General features: G+C 55.4%; 19 protein-coding genes and 1 tRNA gene. 13 read left to right on the top strand and 7 right to left on the bottom strand.

What is annotated here, in order from left to right; genetic code table 11:
- Positions 1-18 precede the first annotated feature (18 nt).
- A complete protein-coding gene (locus FUU19_RS06130; protein ID WP_164098892.1) occupies positions 19-477 on the bottom strand; it encodes a methylglyoxal synthase in 459 nt (152 codons plus the stop codon).
- A gap of 122 nt (positions 478-599) precedes the next feature.
- Positions 600-1,265: a DUF2057 family protein gene (locus FUU19_RS06125; RefSeq protein ID WP_230490305.1), complete on the bottom strand. Its 666-nt coding sequence runs from the start codon at positions 1,263-1,265 to the stop codon at positions 600-602.
- 255 nt (positions 1,266-1,520) lie between these two features.
- On the opposite strand from FUU19_RS06125, the gene FUU19_RS06120 reads away from it, so the two are divergent.
- A complete protein-coding gene (locus tag FUU19_RS06120) occupies positions 1,521-1,934 on the top strand; it encodes a CoA-binding protein (RefSeq protein ID WP_230490306.1) in 414 nt (137 codons plus the stop codon).
- A gap of 57 nt (positions 1,935-1,991) precedes the next feature.
- Here the strand turns inward: FUU19_RS06120 and hspQ are convergent, their stop codons facing one another.
- Together hspQ and rlmI are read right to left on the bottom strand one after the other, a co-directional pair.
- The gene (hspQ, locus tag FUU19_RS06115) at positions 1,992-2,309 is read right to left on the bottom strand and encodes a heat shock protein HspQ (protein ID WP_033637900.1); all 318 of its coding nucleotides are present in this window, start codon (positions 2,307-2,309) and stop codon (positions 1,992-1,994) included.
- Positions 2,310-2,369: 60 nt separating this feature from the next.
- A complete protein-coding gene (gene rlmI / locus FUU19_RS06110; protein ID WP_197832779.1) occupies positions 2,370-3,560 on the bottom strand; it encodes a 23S rRNA (cytosine(1962)-C(5))-methyltransferase RlmI in 1,191 nt (396 codons plus the stop codon).
- 93 nt (positions 3,561-3,653) lie between these two features.
- On the opposite strand from rlmI, the gene yccX reads away from it, so the two are divergent.
- On the top strand, positions 3,654-3,932 hold the full coding sequence (gene yccX, locus FUU19_RS06105) for an acylphosphatase (protein ID WP_230490307.1): 279 nt from the start codon (positions 3,654-3,656) through the stop codon (positions 3,930-3,932).
- A 34-nt stretch (positions 3,933-3,966) separates the two neighbouring features.
- Here the strand turns inward: yccX and tusE are convergent, their stop codons facing one another.
- A complete protein-coding gene (gene tusE / locus FUU19_RS06100) occupies positions 3,967-4,296 on the bottom strand; it encodes a sulfurtransferase TusE (protein WP_004928095.1) in 330 nt (109 codons plus the stop codon).
- Between the two features lie 111 nt (positions 4,297-4,407).
- On the bottom strand, positions 4,408-5,067 hold the full coding sequence (yccA, locus tag FUU19_RS06095) for an FtsH protease modulator YccA (protein WP_004928091.1): 660 nt from the start codon (positions 5,065-5,067) through the stop codon (positions 4,408-4,410).
- Between the two features lie 229 nt (positions 5,068-5,296).
- Here yccA and FUU19_RS06090 point away from each other — a divergent pair.
- The 8 genes from FUU19_RS06090 to FUU19_RS06055 all read left to right on the top strand — a co-directional run bounded on the left by FUU19_RS06090 (position 5,297) and on the right by FUU19_RS06055 (position 12,818).
- Positions 5,297-5,384, top strand: a tRNA-Ser gene (locus tag FUU19_RS06090).
- A 228-nt stretch (positions 5,385-5,612) separates the two neighbouring features.
- Positions 5,613-5,825, top strand: coding sequence for a hypothetical protein (locus FUU19_RS06085; RefSeq protein WP_060419649.1), 213 nt, complete (start codon positions 5,613-5,615; stop codon positions 5,823-5,825).
- Positions 5,826-6,635: 810 nt separating this feature from the next.
- Positions 6,636-7,220, top strand: a complete 585-nt coding sequence (locus FUU19_RS06080) for a fimbrial protein (RefSeq protein WP_230490308.1) — start codon at positions 6,636-6,638, stop codon at positions 7,218-7,220.
- Positions 7,221-7,268: 48 nt separating this feature from the next.
- Positions 7,269-7,964, top strand: coding sequence for a fimbrial biogenesis chaperone (locus FUU19_RS06075; RefSeq protein ID WP_141969690.1), 696 nt, complete (start codon positions 7,269-7,271; stop codon positions 7,962-7,964).
- 14 nt (positions 7,965-7,978) lie between these two features.
- Positions 7,979-10,474 (top strand): fimbria/pilus outer membrane usher protein, encoded by a 2,496-nt coding sequence (locus FUU19_RS06070; protein WP_141969688.1) that lies wholly within the window; start codon positions 7,979-7,981, stop codon positions 10,472-10,474.
- Between the two features lie 15 nt (positions 10,475-10,489).
- Complete coding sequence (locus tag FUU19_RS06065; RefSeq protein ID WP_141969686.1) at positions 10,490-11,554, top strand: fimbrial protein; 1,065 nt, start codon at positions 10,490-10,492, stop codon at positions 11,552-11,554.
- Positions 11,555-11,689: 135 nt separating this feature from the next.
- A complete protein-coding gene (locus tag FUU19_RS06060) occupies positions 11,690-12,214 on the top strand; it encodes a hypothetical protein (RefSeq protein ID WP_141969684.1) in 525 nt (174 codons plus the stop codon).
- A gap of 82 nt (positions 12,215-12,296) precedes the next feature.
- Positions 12,297-12,818, top strand: a complete 522-nt coding sequence (locus FUU19_RS06055) for a LuxR C-terminal-related transcriptional regulator (RefSeq protein WP_185742305.1) — start codon at positions 12,297-12,299, stop codon at positions 12,816-12,818.
- A gap of 47 nt (positions 12,819-12,865) precedes the next feature.
- On the opposite strand, the gene soxR is transcribed toward FUU19_RS06055, so the two are convergent.
- Entirely contained in the window at positions 12,866-13,339 is a 474-nt protein-coding gene (gene soxR / locus FUU19_RS06050; protein ID WP_141969680.1) for a redox-sensitive transcriptional activator SoxR, read from the bottom strand.
- Positions 13,340-13,483: 144 nt separating this feature from the next.
- Here soxR and FUU19_RS06045 point away from each other — a divergent pair, with 144 nt between their 5' ends.
- Genes FUU19_RS06045 through FUU19_RS06035 form a run of 3 tightly spaced genes read left to right on the top strand, consistent with a single transcriptional unit; the run spans position 13,484 to position 18,085 of the window.
- On the top strand, positions 13,484-13,912 hold the full coding sequence (locus tag FUU19_RS06045; RefSeq protein WP_141969678.1) for a DoxX family protein: 429 nt from the start codon (positions 13,484-13,486) through the stop codon (positions 13,910-13,912).
- On the top strand, positions 13,909-14,994 hold the full coding sequence (locus FUU19_RS06040; RefSeq protein WP_197832776.1) for an efflux RND transporter periplasmic adaptor subunit: 1,086 nt from the start codon (positions 13,909-13,911) through the stop codon (positions 14,992-14,994). The genes FUU19_RS06045 and FUU19_RS06040 overlap by 4 nt, the downstream gene beginning before the upstream one ends.
- A gap of 10 nt (positions 14,995-15,004) precedes the next feature.
- A complete protein-coding gene (locus FUU19_RS06035; protein WP_197764768.1) occupies positions 15,005-18,085 on the top strand; it encodes a MexW/MexI family multidrug efflux RND transporter permease subunit in 3,081 nt (1,026 codons plus the stop codon).
- Positions 18,086-18,093 lie beyond the last annotated feature (8 nt).

Below are 18,093 nucleotides of genomic sequence, written 5' to 3'. Positions count from 1 at the left end.
CCAGCCAGGCCGTGAGGACTATTTCAGGCGGTCTTGCAGGTAGCGCTGATAGTCGGGGATGGCGATCTCCACCTCGCTTTTGAACAGCGGAGAGTCGATCAGAAAGTCCGCGGTTGAGCGGTTGGTGGCCACCGGAATATTCCATACGGTCGCCAGCCGCAGCAGCGCCTTCACGTCCGGATCGTGCGGCACCGCGTTCAGCGGGTCCCAGAAGAAGATCAGCATGTCTATCTTGCCTTCCGCAATCAGTGCGCCAACCTGCTGATCGCCGCCCATCGGGCCACTCAGCATGCTGGTGACAGGAATGCTGCTGGCGCGCTGGATCAGATTACCGGTCGTGCCGGTGGCGTACAGCTGGTGCTGCGCCAGAATAGTCTTGTGGCTTTCTACCCACTCCAACAGAGCCTGTTTGCGGTGATCGTGCGCCACCAGCGCAATGTGTTTGCGCGCGGCGATAGTGCGGGTGGTCAATTCCATCTCGGTGTCCTTCGCTAATCGGGGATGTGCGACAGATTACTGAAACTGTTTTTCACTGCCTAGCGTTTGCGCTTGAAAATGCGAAGAGAAGGCGCCTTTGCGGGGAAAGGCGCCGGAAAGGATCAGCGAACCGGTTGTTTATTGGCCCACCGCAGAAAACGCTTCTGTGTTTCCTTGTCGGCTTGCTGGAACCAATATTGCAGCATCTGCTCCGACACGTTTTCACCTTTCAGCGTGACCGTTGGGGCGTTCAGCGGCGTGCCGGCCAACGAGGGCATTGAGGGATTACCGGCGTTCGCCTGAACGAAGGCCGCGACGGAGGCGGAGCGATTCTGGCGGTTGTAATCCGTCATCACCTTTTCCAAATCGGCATTGAAGGTGACGCTGTCGGGATGCAGCACATCATGCCGGAACGGCAGGGCGTTGCCGTCTTTATCGACCACCAGATAATTTAACGTTTTGTCAAAGCGTTGCGCATCGCGGTCGTTCTCGATGCGCGGCAGTTCGATCGCCACCTGGCTGATTTTTTGCGTATTGAAGGAGGCAACCAGCGGCAAGGAAGCATAGGCCTGCGTATGCTGGCCGGCGTGGACGTTTTTGGTCACTTTAAACAGCAGTTGGTGCTGTCCGCCATCCAGTTCAAGACTGTCGGCGCCTTTTAACAACGAACCTGTCATTTTCTTGCCGTCGACCACCAGCAGGTCGATGTCCGGGGAGAGTTTCAGGGTCGTAGCCGCGGCAGGCATGCTAATGCTGAGCAACGCCGCAACCACCAGACCAAATTTCATCATTATCTCCTTATAAAGTGACGTAGCTCTAAGTGTTGAACACGGCATAGGTTGTGTCAAAATTTTTCAATCGGGCATTATGTTCACATTTTTACATATTTAATCGCGATTAGACACGACCATGAGCAGCTGAACCGCGACAGCCTATGACCATAAGATTGCGCTGAAGTTTCCCTCGCGTTGCGTTTAGCTGAGCGGATGCCGATCGGTTACACTCGAAGCGGAGAGTGACGGAGTGATAAACGGGAGTTGAAGATGCAAGATCAAGAGATTGTCGAGCTGTTGCAGCAGGTGAAAACTATCGCGCTGGTGGGTGCCAGCGATAACCCGTCGCGGCCCAGCTATGGGGTGATGGCGTATCTGTTGACGCAAGGGTATCAAGTGATCCCGGTCAGCCCAAAATTGGCGGGGCAGACGCTGCTGGGGCAGCCGGTTTACGCTACGCTGGCCGCTATACCGCAGCCGGTGGATATGGTTGATGTGTTTCGCAATTCGGAGGCGGCTTACGGCGTGGCGCAAGAGGCGATAGCGATCGGCGCCAAGGCGCTGTGGCTGCAGATCGGCGTGATTAACGATCAGGCGGCGGAGCTGGCACAACAGGCCGGGCTGCGCGTGGTGATGGATCGCTGTCCGAAAATCGACATTCCGCGTTTGGGGCTGGAGCGCTGAATAAAAAGGGCCTGGCGCGATGCCAGGCCCTCTCGGGTTTCTCAGGTCTTGGCGCGGTCAATTGCGCAAGCGTGGCGCCTGTAGCTGGTGACGGATGGATTCCGCCAGTTCATCCAGCGATGGTTGCTCGGGGTGTGCCTCCTGGGCTTCGCTATCCAGCTGTGCTTCCGCCAGATAGGTGTGCACCGGTTGGCCCTCCTCGTCTTCCATCACCACGTGGTACCAAGGGGCGGAACGCAGTTCATCGTTCGCCGCTATTTCGTCAGCTTTGGGTTGTTCCAAAGAGTATTCCGGGTCGATATCGATCACGACACCCAAATACCCCAGCAGTTTATGCCTAACCTGTTGTCCGATACCGAATTTGCTGGCAATCATGATGACCTCCTGAGAAACAATGCCTTACTCATATATGGGGGCAAGGCAGCGCATTTCAAGTTACATCACCCGACAAGCGAATCCTTTCAGATACAGCCCCTCAGGATACGTGGCGATCACTGGGTGATCGGCAGCCTGCCGGAACTGTTCTATAAATTGTACATCACGTCCGGCATCTACAGCGGCATCGGCCAAAATTTTCTGGAACAGGTCGGTCGGCATCAGCCCGGAGCAGGAGAAACTGAGCAGAATGCCACCCGGATTCAGCAGCTGCAGCGCCAGCATGTTGATGTCTTTGTAGCCACGGCAGGCGCTGGCCAACTGGTTTTTGTTCTCGACGAACTTCGGCGGATCCATGATGATCAGATCGAATTTCTCGCCCTGGGTACGGTAGTTGCGCAGCAGTTGGAACACGTCATCGCGGACGAACTCTGCCTTGCTCAGGTCCAGCTTGTTGAGCTCGACGTTTTGTTTGGCGATGTCCAGCGCTGCCTGTGAGGTATCCACGCTGATCACTTGCTCGCAGCCGCCCATCAGAGCGGAAACGGCGAAGGCGCCGGTGTAGGAGAAGCAGTTCAGCACCCTGCGGCCGGCGGAGTAGTTACGTGCCGCCAGGCGGCTGTCGCGCTGATCGAGGTAGAAGCCGGTTTTGTGCCCTTGCTGAATGTCCACCAGCAGTTTCATGCCGTGCTCGGTAATAGGCAGCAGCTCCGGCGGCAGATCGCCCAGCACCGGGCCCTGCGCCAGCGGCAGGCCTTCTTTTTTGCGCACCGCAACGTCGGAGCGATCGTAAATCGAGCATTCCGGGTAGCAATGCTGCAGGGCGGAAAGCAGGGCTGGGCGCTGGTATTCGGCACCGGCGGACAGCAGCTGCAGCACCAGGAAATTCTGGAAGCGATCGATAGTGATGCCCGGCAGGCCGTCGGATTCGCCGGCGATCAGGCGGTACCCATCCAGACCGTCGCGCTGTGCGACCCAATCACGCCAGCTTTGCGCTTGCTGCAGGCGGCGAATGAAGAAATCGATGTTAATCTCTTCATCCTGCTGGAAGGTCCAGACGCGTGCGCGGATCTGCGACTCGGGCGAATAGGCGCCGCGAGCCAGCCATTTGCCTTGGCTGTCGAGAATATCGATGGTTTCACCGGAGAGAGCTTTGCCCTCGACGCGTTGAACGGCGCCGGAGAACACCCAAGGGTGGCGACGGAGTAAGGACTTTTCACGTCCTTTGGCGAGAAACAGGCGTACGGTCATAATTAATAATGCTGCCAGCTAGGATAGAAAGAGTGACATGGCGGTGCAAAAGCACGGCAATGCCATAACGAAAACTGAATTAAGGGGGCGATTATGACACAAGTTTGCATTGCTGCGTATGTGTATGGCGTAGTGCAGGGCGTAGGGTTTCGCTATTCCACTCAGCGGCAGGCCGAGGGGCTGGGGGTGACCGGCTATGCGCGCAACCTTGATGACGGCAGCGTTCAGGTGGTGGCCTGCGGCACACAGACGCAGGTGGACAAGCTGGTGGAGTGGCTGAAACAGGGCGGCCCGCGCAGCGCGCGCGTTGAACGGGTGCTGGTGGAGCCGCAGGGTGTAGCCGACTACGATGGGTTCGGCATTCGCTATTAAGCGTTCGCCTGCAGCAACGCTGCGGGCAGAGCGATCAGATACATTTTACCGGTTTCGGCAACCCGGCTATCTTGGTGGCTTGTTTGGCCGGCCCTTTCGGGAACAGGCGATACAGATAGCGGCTGTTGCCTTTTTCTTCGCCGTATTTCTGTGCCATCGCTTTGACCAGCATGCGAATAGCCGGTGAGGTATTAAATTCCTGATAGAAGTCGCGCACGAAGCGCACCACTTCCCAGTGTGCTTCGGTGAGCACGATCTCTTCCTGCGCGGCCAACAGCGGCGCCAGGCCCTCATGCCAGTCGGCGCTGTTTTTCAGATAGCCCTGCGCGTCAGTGTCGATAACCTGACCTTCAAACTCCAACATACTGCCTCGATAACGGATAATTCGGAACGGCCGCCAGTTTAGCAAATTTTTTCGGCCGCAAAAAACAAAGCCCCGCCGGAGCGGGGCCTGGAAGGCAAGCGTAACGTGCGATCAGTTGCTGCGGGCGAAGCCCAGAATGCTCAACAGGCTGATGAACATGTTGTAGAGCGACACGTACAGGCTAACGGTGGCGCGAATGTAGTTGGTTTCGCCGCCGTGAATGATGTTACTGGTTTCCCACAGGATCGCGCCGGCGGAGAACAGGATGAACAGCGCGCTGATAGCCAGGTGCAGGGCAGGGATCTGCAGGAACAGGTTGGCGATCACCGCCACCAGCAGCACCACAAAACCTGCCATCATCATGCCGGACAGGAACGACATGTCTTTACGGGTGGTCAGCACATACGCCGAGCAGCAGAAGAACACGGCTGCGGTGCCGCCCAGCGCCAGCATGATCAGGTCGCCCGCACCGGCGTTCAGGAACGAGCTGAGGATTGGGCCGAGGGCGTATCCCATGAAACCGGTCAGCGCGAACGCCGCCAGAATACCCGCCGGGCTGTTGGCCAGTTTATGGGTCAGGAACATCAGGCCATAGAAACCGACCAGCATCAGCAACAAACCCGGCGCCGGCAGCCCCAGCATCGTGCTGGCGGTGGCGGTCAGGGCTGAGAAGGCCAGGGTCAGGGATAACAGGAAATAGGTGTTGCGCAGGACTTTATGCGTGCTGAGCAGCGAGTCGCGCGAAGAAGATGAGACGACAATGCGGTCCATAATGCTCTCTCTTATCAAGCCATCACAAAATAATCCCGATAATAGGCAGCGCAAGCGGTTGATTAAAGTTTGTTTACCAATCTTTACCCTTAGTTATCATTACGGCAACAGAGGGGGGAAGAGGTGTGCGTTTGTTCGCCGCTTGCTGCGCCTTCGCTGATTTTTCGCGCGGTTGAACGCGCCCGGGCTTTACAAGCGCATGCGGTCTGTTTATAGTGCGCGTCGTTGCGGAGGGGTGGCCGAGTGGCTGAAGGCAACGGTCTTGAAAACCGTCGACGGGAAACCGTTCCAGAGTTCGAATCTCTGCTCCTCCGCCATATATTTTGACCCCGTGCTCTTTGAGCACGGGGTTTTTTGCTTTTGCGTGCGAAGAAACCGAGGCGTTTCTGCAGGAAACGCGATCGGCTATTGATAAGGGCTACGCATCGGTGAGATTATGCGGTCATCAAGGTTGGCTGCTCGGGTGCCTGCTGTGGTCAGGCGTGACCGGCGCGATAATTAACGCCGCCTTACCTATTTTCGCTTAATGCTCTATGGAGACAGAGATGAACTGGTATCAAGTCGCCTTATGGACCATGATCTTTCTGAAGTCCGGCGCTTTCCTGGTGTTCGTGTGGTGGTGGATGTTCAAGCGTGCGACCAAGCCTTATGTGCGCCCGCAAGACGTCGTAGTAGACGATAAGCCGTACGACGAAAATCTCACCATGGAAGAGGTGATGAAGAATCATGGCATCGTTCGGGCTGAAAAACAGCTCTGATCGTCGAATGTCTGTCTTGCTATAAACCCGAGCCGGTGTGTTCGGGTTTTTTATTCCTGCCATTTCTCTTTCTGCGTTTTTTCTCTCCCCATCGTGATCAGCCCCTGTAGCGCTTTATTGGAGTGATTTATCTCTTGGTATATTAAAAAATATACCTAAAAGGTGACTGCGGAAGATATATTCTAGTCTGACGCGTTTAGCCTCGTCGGCTGATGGATGAAATTAATGGGGGCTGTTTTTGATAGGTATAGATATCCAAACGTAGATGGCATCGCGTTTCTGTTCTACTCCTATATCGGTATTTTAAGGTGGAAATAAGCTAGCCCTATGTGGGAGTTAAGAGGGCTAATTAAGAAATTTAAGATTTTTCTTCCTGTATTTTTTCTTTTTATTTTCAATGGTTTTTTGTTTTTATCCCACGCCATACTTCATGCAGAAATGGGTATGCGCATTTAACCTGCGTAGTAAGCTGCATACCGTGCCCACTCTTTTATGAGGCACTGCCTCCCGTCTATTACCTGATTTGTTTTTTTTATTGTTATGAAAATTATTTGATTCGATGTTGCAATCTTTTTGTCTTTGGAATTAATATGTTCTGCATCTGGCGGTGAATGAGACTTTTCCCATTGCTGGATATATTTTAAAATACACTTGGATATATAAAAACATATACCGTCAAATATAAACTTTGAGATGGCAGGATGCTGTCAATGCTCTGCTATTGCCTAAGCTTCGTTAGCCTCTGAACGGTTTAATGGTATAGGTCATTTTATATATGCTCTTTCAGCGAAGAAAGTAATGGAGTTTATTATGATTAATCAAGGTATCTCTTTGGCGGTATTGGCTGCCGCGTTAGCTTCTGTGAGCGCAACGGCGGCAGATAATTCTGCCGGTGGCGTTATTTCGTTTAGCGGTGCCGTTACGGATACCACTTGTACCATCAACGGCGGAAAAAGCGCTGACTTTACCGTTGCGCTCAGCCCAATTTCCGTAACTGATGCGGGCAAAGTCGTCGGGCCAATCACCAAAAACAAGAAATCTTTCTCGCTGACGTTTTCCGGTTGTACGCCGGCTGCGGGAACGGCTGGCACACCACTGAAGATCTACTTCTCTTCGGCGAATAATATCTCTACCGACGGAAAGTATCTGTTAAACAGTTCTGTTAATGAAAACGACGCCGCCGTAGCAAAAAACGTCGGTTTCTCTTTGGCTGAGCCGGGCTCGTCCACACCGATTCCGCTGAATGTGCCTTATCTCACCAAGATCAAAGGTGATAAAACGGCACCTGACGCAGAGACCCTGACGTTGGATGCCTACTACTACAAGACCAATGTGACCGAGGCGAAAGTGGGGGAATTGAGCTCCAACGTGACTTACACCATTTCCTACCTGTAATCGCAATTAAGCCAGGCCTGTGCCAGAGGCCTGGCTTCTGAGGTGACTATGAAACAATGCTTAATCTTTGTTGGGCTATTTTTCGGCAGCTTTTTCGCCGATGCCAACATTGTAATTAATGGAACGCGTGTTATTTATCCCGAAAAAAACAAAGATGTTATCGTTCAGTTGGTGAACAGCGGTAACGATCCGGCGCTCGTGCAGGCATGGATTGATGACGGTGATATAAACTCGACACCTGAGACGGCAAACGTACCATTCTTGTTATCTCCACCGGTGGTGAAAGTGGCTGGAAATAATGGCCAGCAATTGCGCATACAGAAAATGGGAGCCGCGTTTCCTGGCGATCGTGAGTCTGTATTTTATTTGAACGTGTTGGATATTCCACCCACGCCGGAGAATTTGCAGGGTGTCAATACGCTGCAGTTGGCCATAAAGTCGCGTATCAAGTTATTTTATCGTCCGGCAGGATTAAGCAGCAACGCTAATGCCATAACGGATTTTATTGAGTTACAGGCGGCAGGGACGGGATTTAAGATTATCAACAAAAGCCCTTATTTTTTTACGTTGGCTAATGTTGACCAGAAAGGTAAAAAAAACCTGTTGGTTGATTCAGTGATGGTCGCGCCATTTTCCAGCCTATTTGCCGCGACGAAATCTGGAGTGAGCCGAAATGTTGCTTATACCCTGCTGTATATCGACGACCTGGGGGCTTATAAATCTAAAGCCATTACTGCCCGCTAACGTGAAGAATAGCAATGAAGCTTAAAATAAAATTGCTTTCGATACTGACCGTATCTGCATTCATCTCGCCGAGTAAAGTATCGGCAATGAAATTTGACACCTCTTTATTGGCAGGAGCATCCAGCGAGTCAGACCTGTCGCGCTTTTACCTCAACAATGATATGCCGGCGGGCACGCAGACTGTCGACGTTTATGTCAATCAAAGCTGGAAAGGCCGATTCTCGCTGCTGTTCGGTGAGCACCAGGGCGATATTCGCATTGCCGGTCGCGATGCCGCTTTATTGGGCATCGATCTGGACTCATTGCTCGCTGTTGCGGACAACGACCTTATTCCCATTGATAAGTTGGTGCAAGGAGGGCGTTTCGATTTTGACGTGGCGACGCTTAGCCTGAAGTTGACGGTACCTCAGTCGCGAGTCATTCGCGCAGAAGCCGGCTATGTTGACGCCAAATTTTGGGATCGTGGCGTACCGGCGCTGTTGTTGGCTTATAACGCTACCTATTACCACGTGCAATCGTTGCAGGGCGATAAAGCGTCTGCCGACGATTTTTATACCGGCCTGGAGTCCGGGTTTAACCTGGCAGGCTGGCAATTCAGAGACAGCAGCAATTTCCGTAGCAGTTCGCGGCAAGGTAATGATTGGCAAAATAATACTCGCTATGTGCAGCGTGGCTTCGCTGCCATCAAATCAAACTTGACCATGGGCGATTTTTACTCGCCAGGCGATTTGTTCGACTCGATCAGGGTGCGGGGCGGCGCCTTAGCGTCAGACATCAATATGCGACCCAATTCGCAGCAGGGGTTTTCTCCGATAGTGCGGGGTGTCGCGCAGAGCAACGCCTTGGTGAAAGTGCTACAAAACGGCAACCTTATCTATCAGGAGAACGTACCGCCGGGCGCTTTTACGTTGGACAACATCCTGCCTACCGGTTCCGCGGGTGATCTGCTGGTGGTGGTTAAGGAAGCGAACGGGCGAGAGCAGTCCTTTACCGTACCGTTTTCCGCCGTACCCAATATGTTGAAGCAGGGCGTCAGCAAGTACGGTCTGGTTGCCGGTAAAGTCAATCAGGCAAATACCGACTACTCTCCCGCTTTCGTGCAGGGTACGCTGCAGTATGGATTCAATAATCTGGTCACCGGCTATGCCGGCACGATCCTCAGTGAGGATTACCGCGCCTGGCTGCTCGGCAGCGGTTGGAACTTGCCGATAGGCGCAGTATCCGTCGATGTAACTCAAGCCTCGACGTCTTTGCAGGATCGCAAAGAGAATGGGCAAAGTTTTCGCATCGCCTACAGCAAATTTCTGGATGCCACCGCGACCAACTTCACGCTGGCCGCTTATCGTTATTCGACGAAAGGCTATTACAGTTTCAACGATGCCATCTATACCCATCAAGGTTACCGAGAACGCGACAAACACTTTCACGACTACGGGAACAGCCAAGATGACGATGAGCTTGCACCGCTGGATTTGAATACCTGGGATGCCGTTCGCGCCGCTCGTCCGCGCAATACCTTCAATCTGAACCTTAATCAACGGCTCGGTGAGGGATGGGGAACGCTGTATTTTTCCGGCACCCAGCGTGATTACTGGTCGAATACGAATAAAAGCCGGGAATATCAACTGGGGTATTCAAACGCCTTTGAACGTATCAGTTATAACGTTTCCGCCAGCAGGGTAAGAAACTCCGATCGAAAAGAGGAGACGCGGTTTTATCTTTCGCTGAGCGTGCCGCTTTCGGTATTCGACAATAATGCCTATCTCAGTACCGGCTTATCGGCTACCGATTCACATTATCAACAAAGCACGCTAAGCCTGAGCGGCAATGCGCTGGAATCGAACCGATTGAGTTATGCGCTTGCCGGCAGTAATCAAAGCGGTGGCAACAGCATGGCGAGTGTGAATGCAGCCTATCGTGCCAACGCGACGACCGTCGGCGGCTCCTACAGTGAATCCTCTGACTATCGACAATTGGGGATGAGCGCCCGCGGTAGCCTGGTGGCGATCCCTTGGCATTTGTTGGCGTCAAACGAAATGGGCAACACCATGATGGTGGTGGACGCGCCCAAGGCCAAAGGGCTGATGGTGAACGGTGACGAGAGCATCGTCACTAACGACGAAGGGCTGGCTTTGGTGCCGTACGCCACGCCGTACCGGCAAAACTCCGTGACGTTGTCGGATTCAGGCAATAGCTCCGGGGCGGAGATCGTCGGCAATATCGCCAACAGCGTGCCTTATGCCGGCGCCGTCAACTATCTGAAGTTCGAAACCGATCAGCGTCGGCCTTATACGCTTCGCGCTTTTAAGCGCGGAGATGTGCCCTTGCCATTTGGTGCGGAGGTGACGGATCAAAGCGGGCACGCCATTGGCTTTGTCGGGCAGGCCAGCGTCCTGTATCTGCGCGTGGAACAGCAACCCATGTCACTGGAAGTCCGGTTGAATGACGGTGTTTGCAAGATTGAACGCCCGCAAATCTCGATGGACAGCGCAGCCAACATTTGTCGATAAAAGGATAATTACACCATGCTCAGGATACTCGTACTGGCGCTGTCCTTAGTGTTCAGTGGTTACAGTTACGCTTCATGCTACGGCAACGGCATCCAATACGCGCCGCCTATCTACGTCGACTTGTCGGATAAGCTCAGCGACAAGACACCGGTTTGGGATGGCAGTTTTTATACGCAATATAGCGGTTCATTCAGCTGTTCAACCTCGAGCAGTGAATTCGGTTATACCCGCATCCTGTCAACCGACAGCTCGAAAGCGACCATTCTGGGGTTCAGTAATGGAAAGTATTGGGTGCGGGCAGAGATAATCAACGATGTCGCCAACAAGAAACTCAGTGGTTGGGGAACGCACAACGCCTCGGAATTGAATGAGCCGATGAATATTCGCTTCAGTTTGGTCAGCAAGACAGGCACATCGATACCCGGCGATACTGTCAGCCTTAAAGACGTGATGTTCGTGACCGATCTGAGCGGAATGTCGTTGTTGGAGATTATTTTGTGGCCGGCCAAGCAGTTGCTGAAGATTTTGACCTGGCTGCTCAATGGTTTCAACTGGCCTTACGATCAGCGCGACATGTATGGGCAGCCGATGACTATCAAATATGCGCCTAAAATGACGACCTGTTCTTTTGACAACGCCGGCTTGGCGGTGAAACTGCCGACGCTGGGAGTGTCCCAGATAACTCAGGGCGCGAAAAATGGGCTGACGCCTTTTACGCTCAATTTCAGTTGTCAGAATCGACAAAACGACGGGACGACCGATCGTGATATCAATATGTTTTTATCCAGCAACAACCTGCTGTCATCGGATAATTCGGTTTTGATTGACAAGAGTGCCGGGGCGGCGAGAGGTGTAGGTATTCGCCTGGTGAATGCTAACACACCGGATACGCCCGTTATGTTAGCGCTTTCCAACACGGTACAAGGCTCGGCGACATCATTATTTCATGCTGGCGTCGGTAATGCGTTAGATGCACAATTTTCCATCGGCATGGCGGCCTATTATTATCCTTACGACAAGGTTACCGTGAGCAGCGGGACGATTAACACATCCGCCACGCTTAATATTATATATAAATAAATCTTCTGTTGTTTTTAATAATAAAAAACAGGTTGATACGAATAAGAAAAATCTTAACATGGTAATTGATGGCAAATATTATCACTTGAATAATATTGGTTTTTAATCAGGATCTCTATGTTGAGGATGAACTGTATGACGGAACAAATCCAGATCGGTGTTAAGGTGGAAAAGTCGCTAAAAGATGAGGTTGACGTAATTCTTCGCGGTTTGGATATTAAACCGACGACGGCGATAAATGGACTTTATCAATATATTTCGCAGCACGGTGAACTGCCTTTTGTCATATCAACCAGTGTGAAAACCCCGAAGGACATCGCCGGAGGGTTGTTCAAAAGCCTATTTACCTTACAGAACACACTTCGCGTTTTTTTTGATAAAGTCCAATTAAAACAGGGTGTAAGCAGGGGTGAGGTGCTGATTATTCTCGATATACTGCGCGATTTCGTCGTTGGATTCCGCCAGAATGAGCAATATCTAGGGATCTCGCCATTTGGCCAGCGTGTCGTCTGGAAGGATGCGGTATGTGCGGTAGAGGGTATTCATGAGATTTTAGATAATAATGTAAAATACAGTGAAGAAGGTGTTATGTATCTGGATGATTTTTATCTTTCATCGTTGTCCGGGTTGTTGCGCTCATTATGTACTTCTCTGAAGTAAGTTAACCAACATCGATTAACTCACATCGTTTTCATGGGCTGTCTAAAAAATGGCCCATGACGAATGGCAATGGAATGACTTTATGCAAGTGGCTATCTTTTCTGACGATTACTATTTATTTTATGGGATGTCGCAGCTCTTGATGCCTTTTGAGGGTATTGAGGTCATTAATCTCTATTCACCTGCCGGCGGCAGAGTGCATGCCGTTTATTGTCATGCGGATATGGTTATTGTTTCTTTTTCTTCTATATGCCGGATCATGAATTTTTTGTCGCATATTATAGACATGCCTGCCCATGCTATCGTGCTGACCGGTGTGGAAACGCCGCGCCTGTCGAATTTTAATTGCCTAAAAAAAAGCATCGGGTTGGTAGCGTTCACGGAGGCAATCACGTCGTTTGTTGCAAGCGGCAAAGGGCAGCGCCTGTCGTCGAGAGAGATTGCGGTGTTGGCCATGCTGTTGACGGGAAAACCCAATACTCGTATCGCCAAAGCATTAGGCATTTCCGAGAAAACCGTCAGCCAACATAAAATGAATGCCATGCGTAAGCTGGAGATTGAACGTTTTCATCAGTTCATTTTGGCAGCGGATGAACGAGTGTAATCGCTATCTCACGGGCGGGGGGATTGGGTCGCAAGGAGTGCGTCTACTCACCCGTGCTCGTCCGGGCGTTCGAAAATATGCGCGCCGGCGCCCTGTTGGCCCAAAATATCGTTTGGGTTGCGCAGCGGGCAGTCGGTGAGCGACAGGCAGCCGCAGCCGATGCAGCTGTCGAGATGGTCGCGCAGCGCCGTCAGCCGTTGAATACGCTCATCCAGCGTTTTGCGCCAGGCAGAGGACAAAATCCCCCATTGTTCGGCGGTTAGCTTGCTGCCGGTGGGAAAACGCCCCAGCGTGGCGCGGATCTCCTCCAGCGGAATGCCCGCGCCTTGCGCGATCTTGATCACCGCGATGTAGCGCAACACTACCGGCGTATAGCGGCGCTGGTTACCGGCGTTGCGCGTCGCCTGAATCAGCCCCTTGCTTTCGTAAAAGTGCAACGCGGACACCGTCACGCCGCTGCGCTTCGCCACCTCTCCCACGGTCAATAGCCGATTGATGCCAATCGGTTCATTTCTTGCCATTCCGTACCTCTCTGCTTGACCTCAAGTTAACCTGAGGTTTTATAGTTCAGCCAGCTGGGCTTGGCAACCGGCATCTCTCGAGACCTGCCCCCGCCGCGCCGGGGAGAAGGATGGCTTTGGCTGTAAAATCAGGAAGAAACTGCTATGCAACGCTATATCAATACCGCTTTGGACAGTGGCTGGCTTTGGCTGCTCGCGCGTCTGTGTCTGATGGTGATTTTCATTTCGTCGGGGCTGGCCAAGCTGCTTGACGTAGAAGGGGGCATGACAGAGATGCGCGCCGCCGGTTTGCGCCCGGACTGGTTGTTCACCCTGGCGTCGGCGGCGGTGCTGTTGATCGGCGCGGCATTAATCCTGCTGAATCGCTGGGTTTGGCTGGGCGCCGGCATGCTGTCAGTGTTTTTGATCCTGACCATTGCGATCGTACATACGTTCTGGACGATGTCCGCTCCCAGGATGCAAATTTCCCTCTACTTCGCGCTGGAACACATCTCGGTGATCGGTGGCCTGTGGGTGACGGCTATCGCCAGCCGATTGCGCCAACGTCTGGCAGATGTCTGCGAGGAGTCATGATGAAACGATACCTCATTATTGCCGCGCTGTTGGCGGCGCTCGCCGTTGCCGCCGTTGCGATGCGTTCCACCGCGCGACAAAGCGAAGGCGCGCCGGCCTATCCGCCGGTCAAAGTGGCGCTGGCGCCCGCCCTGCGTGAGCAGGCGGCACGCAGCTATGCCGGCGTGGGCGAGCTGGAGGCGGCCAGCCAGGTGGAAGTGGCGGCAGAGACCAGCGGCCGTATCACGCGCATTCTGTTCGAATCCGGCCAAACGGTGCGGCAGGGGCAACTGCTGGTGCAGCTCAACGATGCGGTCGAGCAGGCTGAGCTGGTGCGCCTGCAGGCGCAATTGCGCAATGCCGATATCCTGTTGGCGCGCATGCGCAAGCTGATGAACCTCAACGCCACCGCGCGGCAACAGCTGGACGACGCGCTGGCCGAGCGGGATATGGCGTTCGGTGCGGTGCAGGAAACGCAGGCCAAAATTGCGCAAAAGGCGGTCCGCGCACCGTTCTCCGGCACCATCGGCATTCGCCGCGTGCATGAAGGGCAATACCTCAACGCCGCCGAGGCGGTGGCGAACCTGGTGGACGCCGATACGCTGCGCGTCAATTTCTCGCTGGACGAACAAAGCAGCGCCGGGCTGGCATTGGGGCAGGCGGTGTCGGTGCAGGTTGGGGCGTATCCCGATCGCGCTTTCCCCGCCACCATTACCGCTATCGACCCGATGATCGGCAAATCCCGCACCGTGCAGGTGCAGGCGACGTTGACCAACCGTGAGGGGTTGCTGAAGGCGGGCATGTACGCCGGCATTCGCGTCACGCAACGGCAACGCGTGGCGGTGCTGACGGTGCCGGAAACGGCGCTGACCTATACGGCGTACGGCGATACTGTGTTTCTGGCGCAGCAGGGTGAAAAGGGCATGACGGTCAAACGCATTTCGGTCACCGTGGGTGAGCGCAACGACGGGCGCGTCGAGATCGTCAACGGCCTGCAGGCCGGCGATCGGGTGGTGACTTCGGGCCAGCTCAAGCTGAGCGACGGCATGGCGGCCGAGCCGGTGGCGCAGGATACCCTGAGCGCCGCCCCGGCCGGTTCCTGAGGAGAGACCGATGACATTTACCGATCTGTTCGTGCGCCGGCCGGTGCTGGCGTTGGTGGTCAGCACCCTGATCCTGCTGTTCGGCGCGCTGGCGCTCAGCAAACTGCCGATCCGCCAATACCCGTTGCTGGAAAACTCCACCATTACCATCAGCACCGACTATCCCGGCGCGTCGTCCGAGCTGATGCAGGGCTTTGTCACGCAGCCGATCGCCCAGGCGGTGTCGTCCGTCGAGGGCGTTGACTACCTTTCTTCCTCGTCGGTGCAGGGGCGCAGCGTGGTGACGGTGCGCATGGCGCTGAACCGCGATTCCACCCAGGCGCTGACCGAAGTGATGGCCAAGGTCAACCAGGTGCGCTACAAGCTGCCGGAGCAGGCTTACGATCCGGTGATTGAGCGCTCCGCCGGTGAAGCTACTGCCGTGGCCTATGTCGGTTTTTCCAGCAAAACGCTGTCCACGCCGGCGCTGAGCGAATACCTGACGCGGGTGGTGGAGCCGATGTTCACCACCATCGACGGCGTCGCCAAGGTGGAAGTGTTTGGCGGGCAAAAAATGGCGATGCGCCTGTGGCTGGACAGCGATCGGCTGGCTGGCCGCGGCCTGACCGCCGCCGACGTGGCCGACGCGGTGCGGCGCAACAACTACCAGGCGGCGCCGGGCAAGGTGAAAGGGCAGTATGTGGTTGCCAACGTGCGGGTGAATACCGATCTCACCAGCGTGGAGGAGTTTCGCAATCTGGTGGTGCGCAACGATGGCAACGGGCTGGTGCGCCTGAAAGATGTCGGCACCGTGGAGCTGGGCGCCGCGGCCACCGAAACCAGTGCGCTGATGGATGGCGAACCGGCGGTGTTCCTTGGCGTCTTCCCTACGCCGACCGGCAACCCGCTGGTGATCGTCGACGGCATTCGTCACCTGATGCCGGCGATCGACAAGATGCAGCCGCCGGGCGTGAAGATGGCACTGGCGTTCGAGACCGCGCGCTTTATTCAGGCCTCGATCGATGAAGTGGTGCATACCCTGCTCGAAGCGCTGGCGATCGTGGTGGCGGTGATCTACCTGTGTCTGGGGTCGCTGCGCACCGTGTTGATCCCGGTGGTGACCATTCCTCTGTCGATCCTTGGCGCTGCAGGGCTGATGCTGGCTTTCGGCTTCAGCGTCAATTTGCTGACGCTGCTGGCGATGGTTTTGGCGATCGGTTTGGTGGTAGACGACGCCATTGTGGTAGTGGAGAACGTGCATCGCCATATCGAAGAGGGGAAAACGCCGTTGGCGGCGGCGATGATCGGCGCCCGCGAGGTGGCGGGGCCGGTGATCGCCATGACCCTGACGCTGGCGGCGGTTTACGCGCCGATCGGCCTGATGGGCGGGCTGACCGGCGCGCTGTTTCGCGAGTTTGCGCTGACGCTGGCCGGGGCGGTGGTGGTGTCCGGCGTGGTGGCGCTGACGTTGTCGCCGGTGATGAGCTCGCTCCTGCTGCCGGCCAAACAGAGCGAAGGGCGCGTGGCGCACGCCGCCGAGTGGTTCTTCGGCGGCCTGACGCGGCGCTATGCTCGCGCGCTGGATTTCTCGCTGCACCACCGTTGGTTGACTGGGACGCTGGCGCTGCTGGTGATGATCAGCCTGCCGCTGTTGTACCTGATGCCGCAGCGCGAGCTGGCGCCGACCGAGGATCAGGCCATCGTACTGACCGCCATCAAGGCGCCGCAGCACGCCAACCTGAACTATGTCGAACGCTTCGCCTACAAGCTGGATGAGGTCTACAACCGCATGCCGGAAACCGAAAGCCGCTGGATCATCAACGGCAGCGACGGCACGGCGTCCGGCATTGGCGGCATCAACCTGACGCTGTGGCAGGCGCGCCAGCGCTCGGCGTCGGCGGTGCAGGCCGATCTGCAGCGGGCGGTGAACGACGTCGAAGGCACCAGCATTTTCGCCTTCCAACTGCCCGCGTTGCCAGGCTCCACCGGAGGGCTGCCGGTGCAGATGGTGCTGCGTACGCCGCAGGACTACCCGCAGCTCTACCGCACCCTAGAAGAGGTGAAGCAGAACGCCAGAAACAGCGGCCTGTTTATGGTGGTGGACAGCGATCTGGACTACAACAACCCGCTGGCGGAGGTGCATATCGATCGCGCCAAGGCCAACAGTCTGGGGATCCGCATGAGCGACATCGGCGAATCGCTGGCGGTGCTGGTGGGGGAGAACTACCTCAATCGCTTCGGCATGGACGGGCGCGCCTATGACGTGATCCCACAGAGCCTGCGCGAACAGCGGCTGACGCCGCAGACGCTGGCGCGGCAGTACGTCCGCACGCAGGACAATACGCTGGTGCCGCTCTCCACCGTGGTATCGGTGGCCGTTAAGGTCGAGCCGAACAAGCTGACCCAGTTTAACCAGCAGAACGCCGCCACCCTGCAGGCCATTCCCGCCCCCGGCGTTTCGATGGGCGAAGCGGTAGCCTTCCTCGAACGGCAGGCCAATGCGCTGCCGGCCGACTTTAGCCACGACTGGCAGGGGGATTCGCGCCAATATACCCAGGAAGGCAGCGCGCTGGCATTCGCGTTCCTGGCGGCGTTGGTGATCATCTACCTGGTTCTGGCGGCGCAGTATGAGAGCCTGAAGGATCCGCTGATCATCCTCATCACCGTGCCGCTGTCGATCTGCGGCGCCTTATTGCCGCTGGCGCTGGGTTACGCCACGATGAATATCTATACCCAGGTTGGGCTGGTGACCCTGATCGGGCTGATTAGCAAGCACGGTATTTTGATGGTGGAGTTCGCCAACGAACTGCAGATGCATCAGGGGCTGACGCGGCGCGCCGCGATTTTGCAGGCGGCGCAAATTCGTCTGCGGCCGGTGCTGATGACCACCGGGGCGATGGTGTTCGGCTTGATCCCGCTGCTGTTCGCCAGCGGCGCCGGTGCCGCCAGCCGCTTCGGGCTGGGGCTGGTGATCGTGTCCGGCATGTTGGTGGGCACGCTGTTTACCCTGTTCGTGCTGCCGACGGTGTACACGCTGTTGGCGCGCGATCATGCGGTGGCGTCGCCCCGGCAGCGTGAGTTGGCCGCCGCGCAAAAGGCGCTGACGGAATAAACCGCCGG

This window comes from Serratia montpellierensis (assembly GCF_020858655.1).
Taxonomy (GTDB): domain Bacteria; phylum Pseudomonadota; class Gammaproteobacteria; order Enterobacterales; family Enterobacteriaceae; genus Serratia; species Serratia montpellierensis.
This window is presented reverse-complemented; position numbering and strand designations above follow the sequence as displayed.

What these genes read in the sequence shown, in the direction of transcription:
- yccX (WP_230490307.1), top strand. Translation starts at nt 3,654, where the DNA reads ATGACACAAGTTTGCATTGCTGCGTATGTGTATGGCGTAGTGCAGGGC.
- FUU19_RS06065 (WP_141969686.1), top strand. Translation starts at nt 10,490, where the DNA reads ATGCTCAGGATACTCGTACTGGCGCTGTCCTTAGTGTTCAGTGGTTAC.
- FUU19_RS06040 (WP_197832776.1), top strand. Translation starts at nt 13,909, where the DNA reads ATGATGAAACGATACCTCATTATTGCCGCGCTGTTGGCGGCGCTCGCC.
- FUU19_RS06085 (WP_060419649.1), top strand. Translation starts at nt 5,613, where the DNA reads ATGAACTGGTATCAAGTCGCCTTATGGACCATGATCTTTCTGAAGTCC.
- FUU19_RS06035 (WP_197764768.1), top strand. Translation starts at nt 15,005, where the DNA reads ATGACATTTACCGATCTGTTCGTGCGCCGGCCGGTGCTGGCGTTGGTG.
- hspQ (WP_033637900.1), bottom strand. Translation starts at nt 2,309, where the DNA reads ATGATTGCCAGCAAATTCGGTATCGGACAACAGGTTAGGCATAAACTG.
- FUU19_RS06120 (WP_230490306.1), top strand. Translation starts at nt 1,521, where the DNA reads ATGCAAGATCAAGAGATTGTCGAGCTGTTGCAGCAGGTGAAAACTATC.
- FUU19_RS06130 (WP_164098892.1), bottom strand. Translation starts at nt 477, where the DNA reads ATGGAATTGACCACCCGCACTATCGCCGCGCGCAAACACATTGCGCTG.
- rlmI (WP_197832779.1), bottom strand. Translation starts at nt 3,560, where the DNA reads ATGACCGTACGCCTGTTTCTCGCCAAAGGACGTGAAAAGTCCTTACTC.
- FUU19_RS06070 (WP_141969688.1), top strand. Translation starts at nt 7,979, where the DNA reads ATGAAGCTTAAAATAAAATTGCTTTCGATACTGACCGTATCTGCATTC.
- FUU19_RS06055 (WP_185742305.1), top strand. Translation starts at nt 12,297, where the DNA reads ATGCAAGTGGCTATCTTTTCTGACGATTACTATTTATTTTATGGGATG.
- tusE (WP_004928095.1), bottom strand. Translation starts at nt 4,296, where the DNA reads ATGTTGGAGTTTGAAGGTCAGGTTATCGACACTGACGCGCAGGGCTAT.
- yccA (WP_004928091.1), bottom strand. Translation starts at nt 5,067, where the DNA reads ATGGACCGCATTGTCGTCTCATCTTCTTCGCGCGACTCGCTGCTCAGC.
- FUU19_RS06045 (WP_141969678.1), top strand. Translation starts at nt 13,484, where the DNA reads ATGCAACGCTATATCAATACCGCTTTGGACAGTGGCTGGCTTTGGCTG.
- FUU19_RS06075 (WP_141969690.1), top strand. Translation starts at nt 7,269, where the DNA reads ATGAAACAATGCTTAATCTTTGTTGGGCTATTTTTCGGCAGCTTTTTC.
- soxR (WP_141969680.1), bottom strand. Translation starts at nt 13,339, where the DNA reads ATGGCAAGAAATGAACCGATTGGCATCAATCGGCTATTGACCGTGGGA.
- FUU19_RS06080 (WP_230490308.1), top strand. Translation starts at nt 6,636, where the DNA reads ATGATTAATCAAGGTATCTCTTTGGCGGTATTGGCTGCCGCGTTAGCT.
- FUU19_RS06125 (WP_230490305.1), bottom strand. Translation starts at nt 1,265, where the DNA reads ATGAAATTTGGTCTGGTGGTTGCGGCGTTGCTCAGCATTAGCATGCCT.
- FUU19_RS06060 (WP_141969684.1), top strand. Translation starts at nt 11,690, where the DNA reads ATGACGGAACAAATCCAGATCGGTGTTAAGGTGGAAAAGTCGCTAAAA.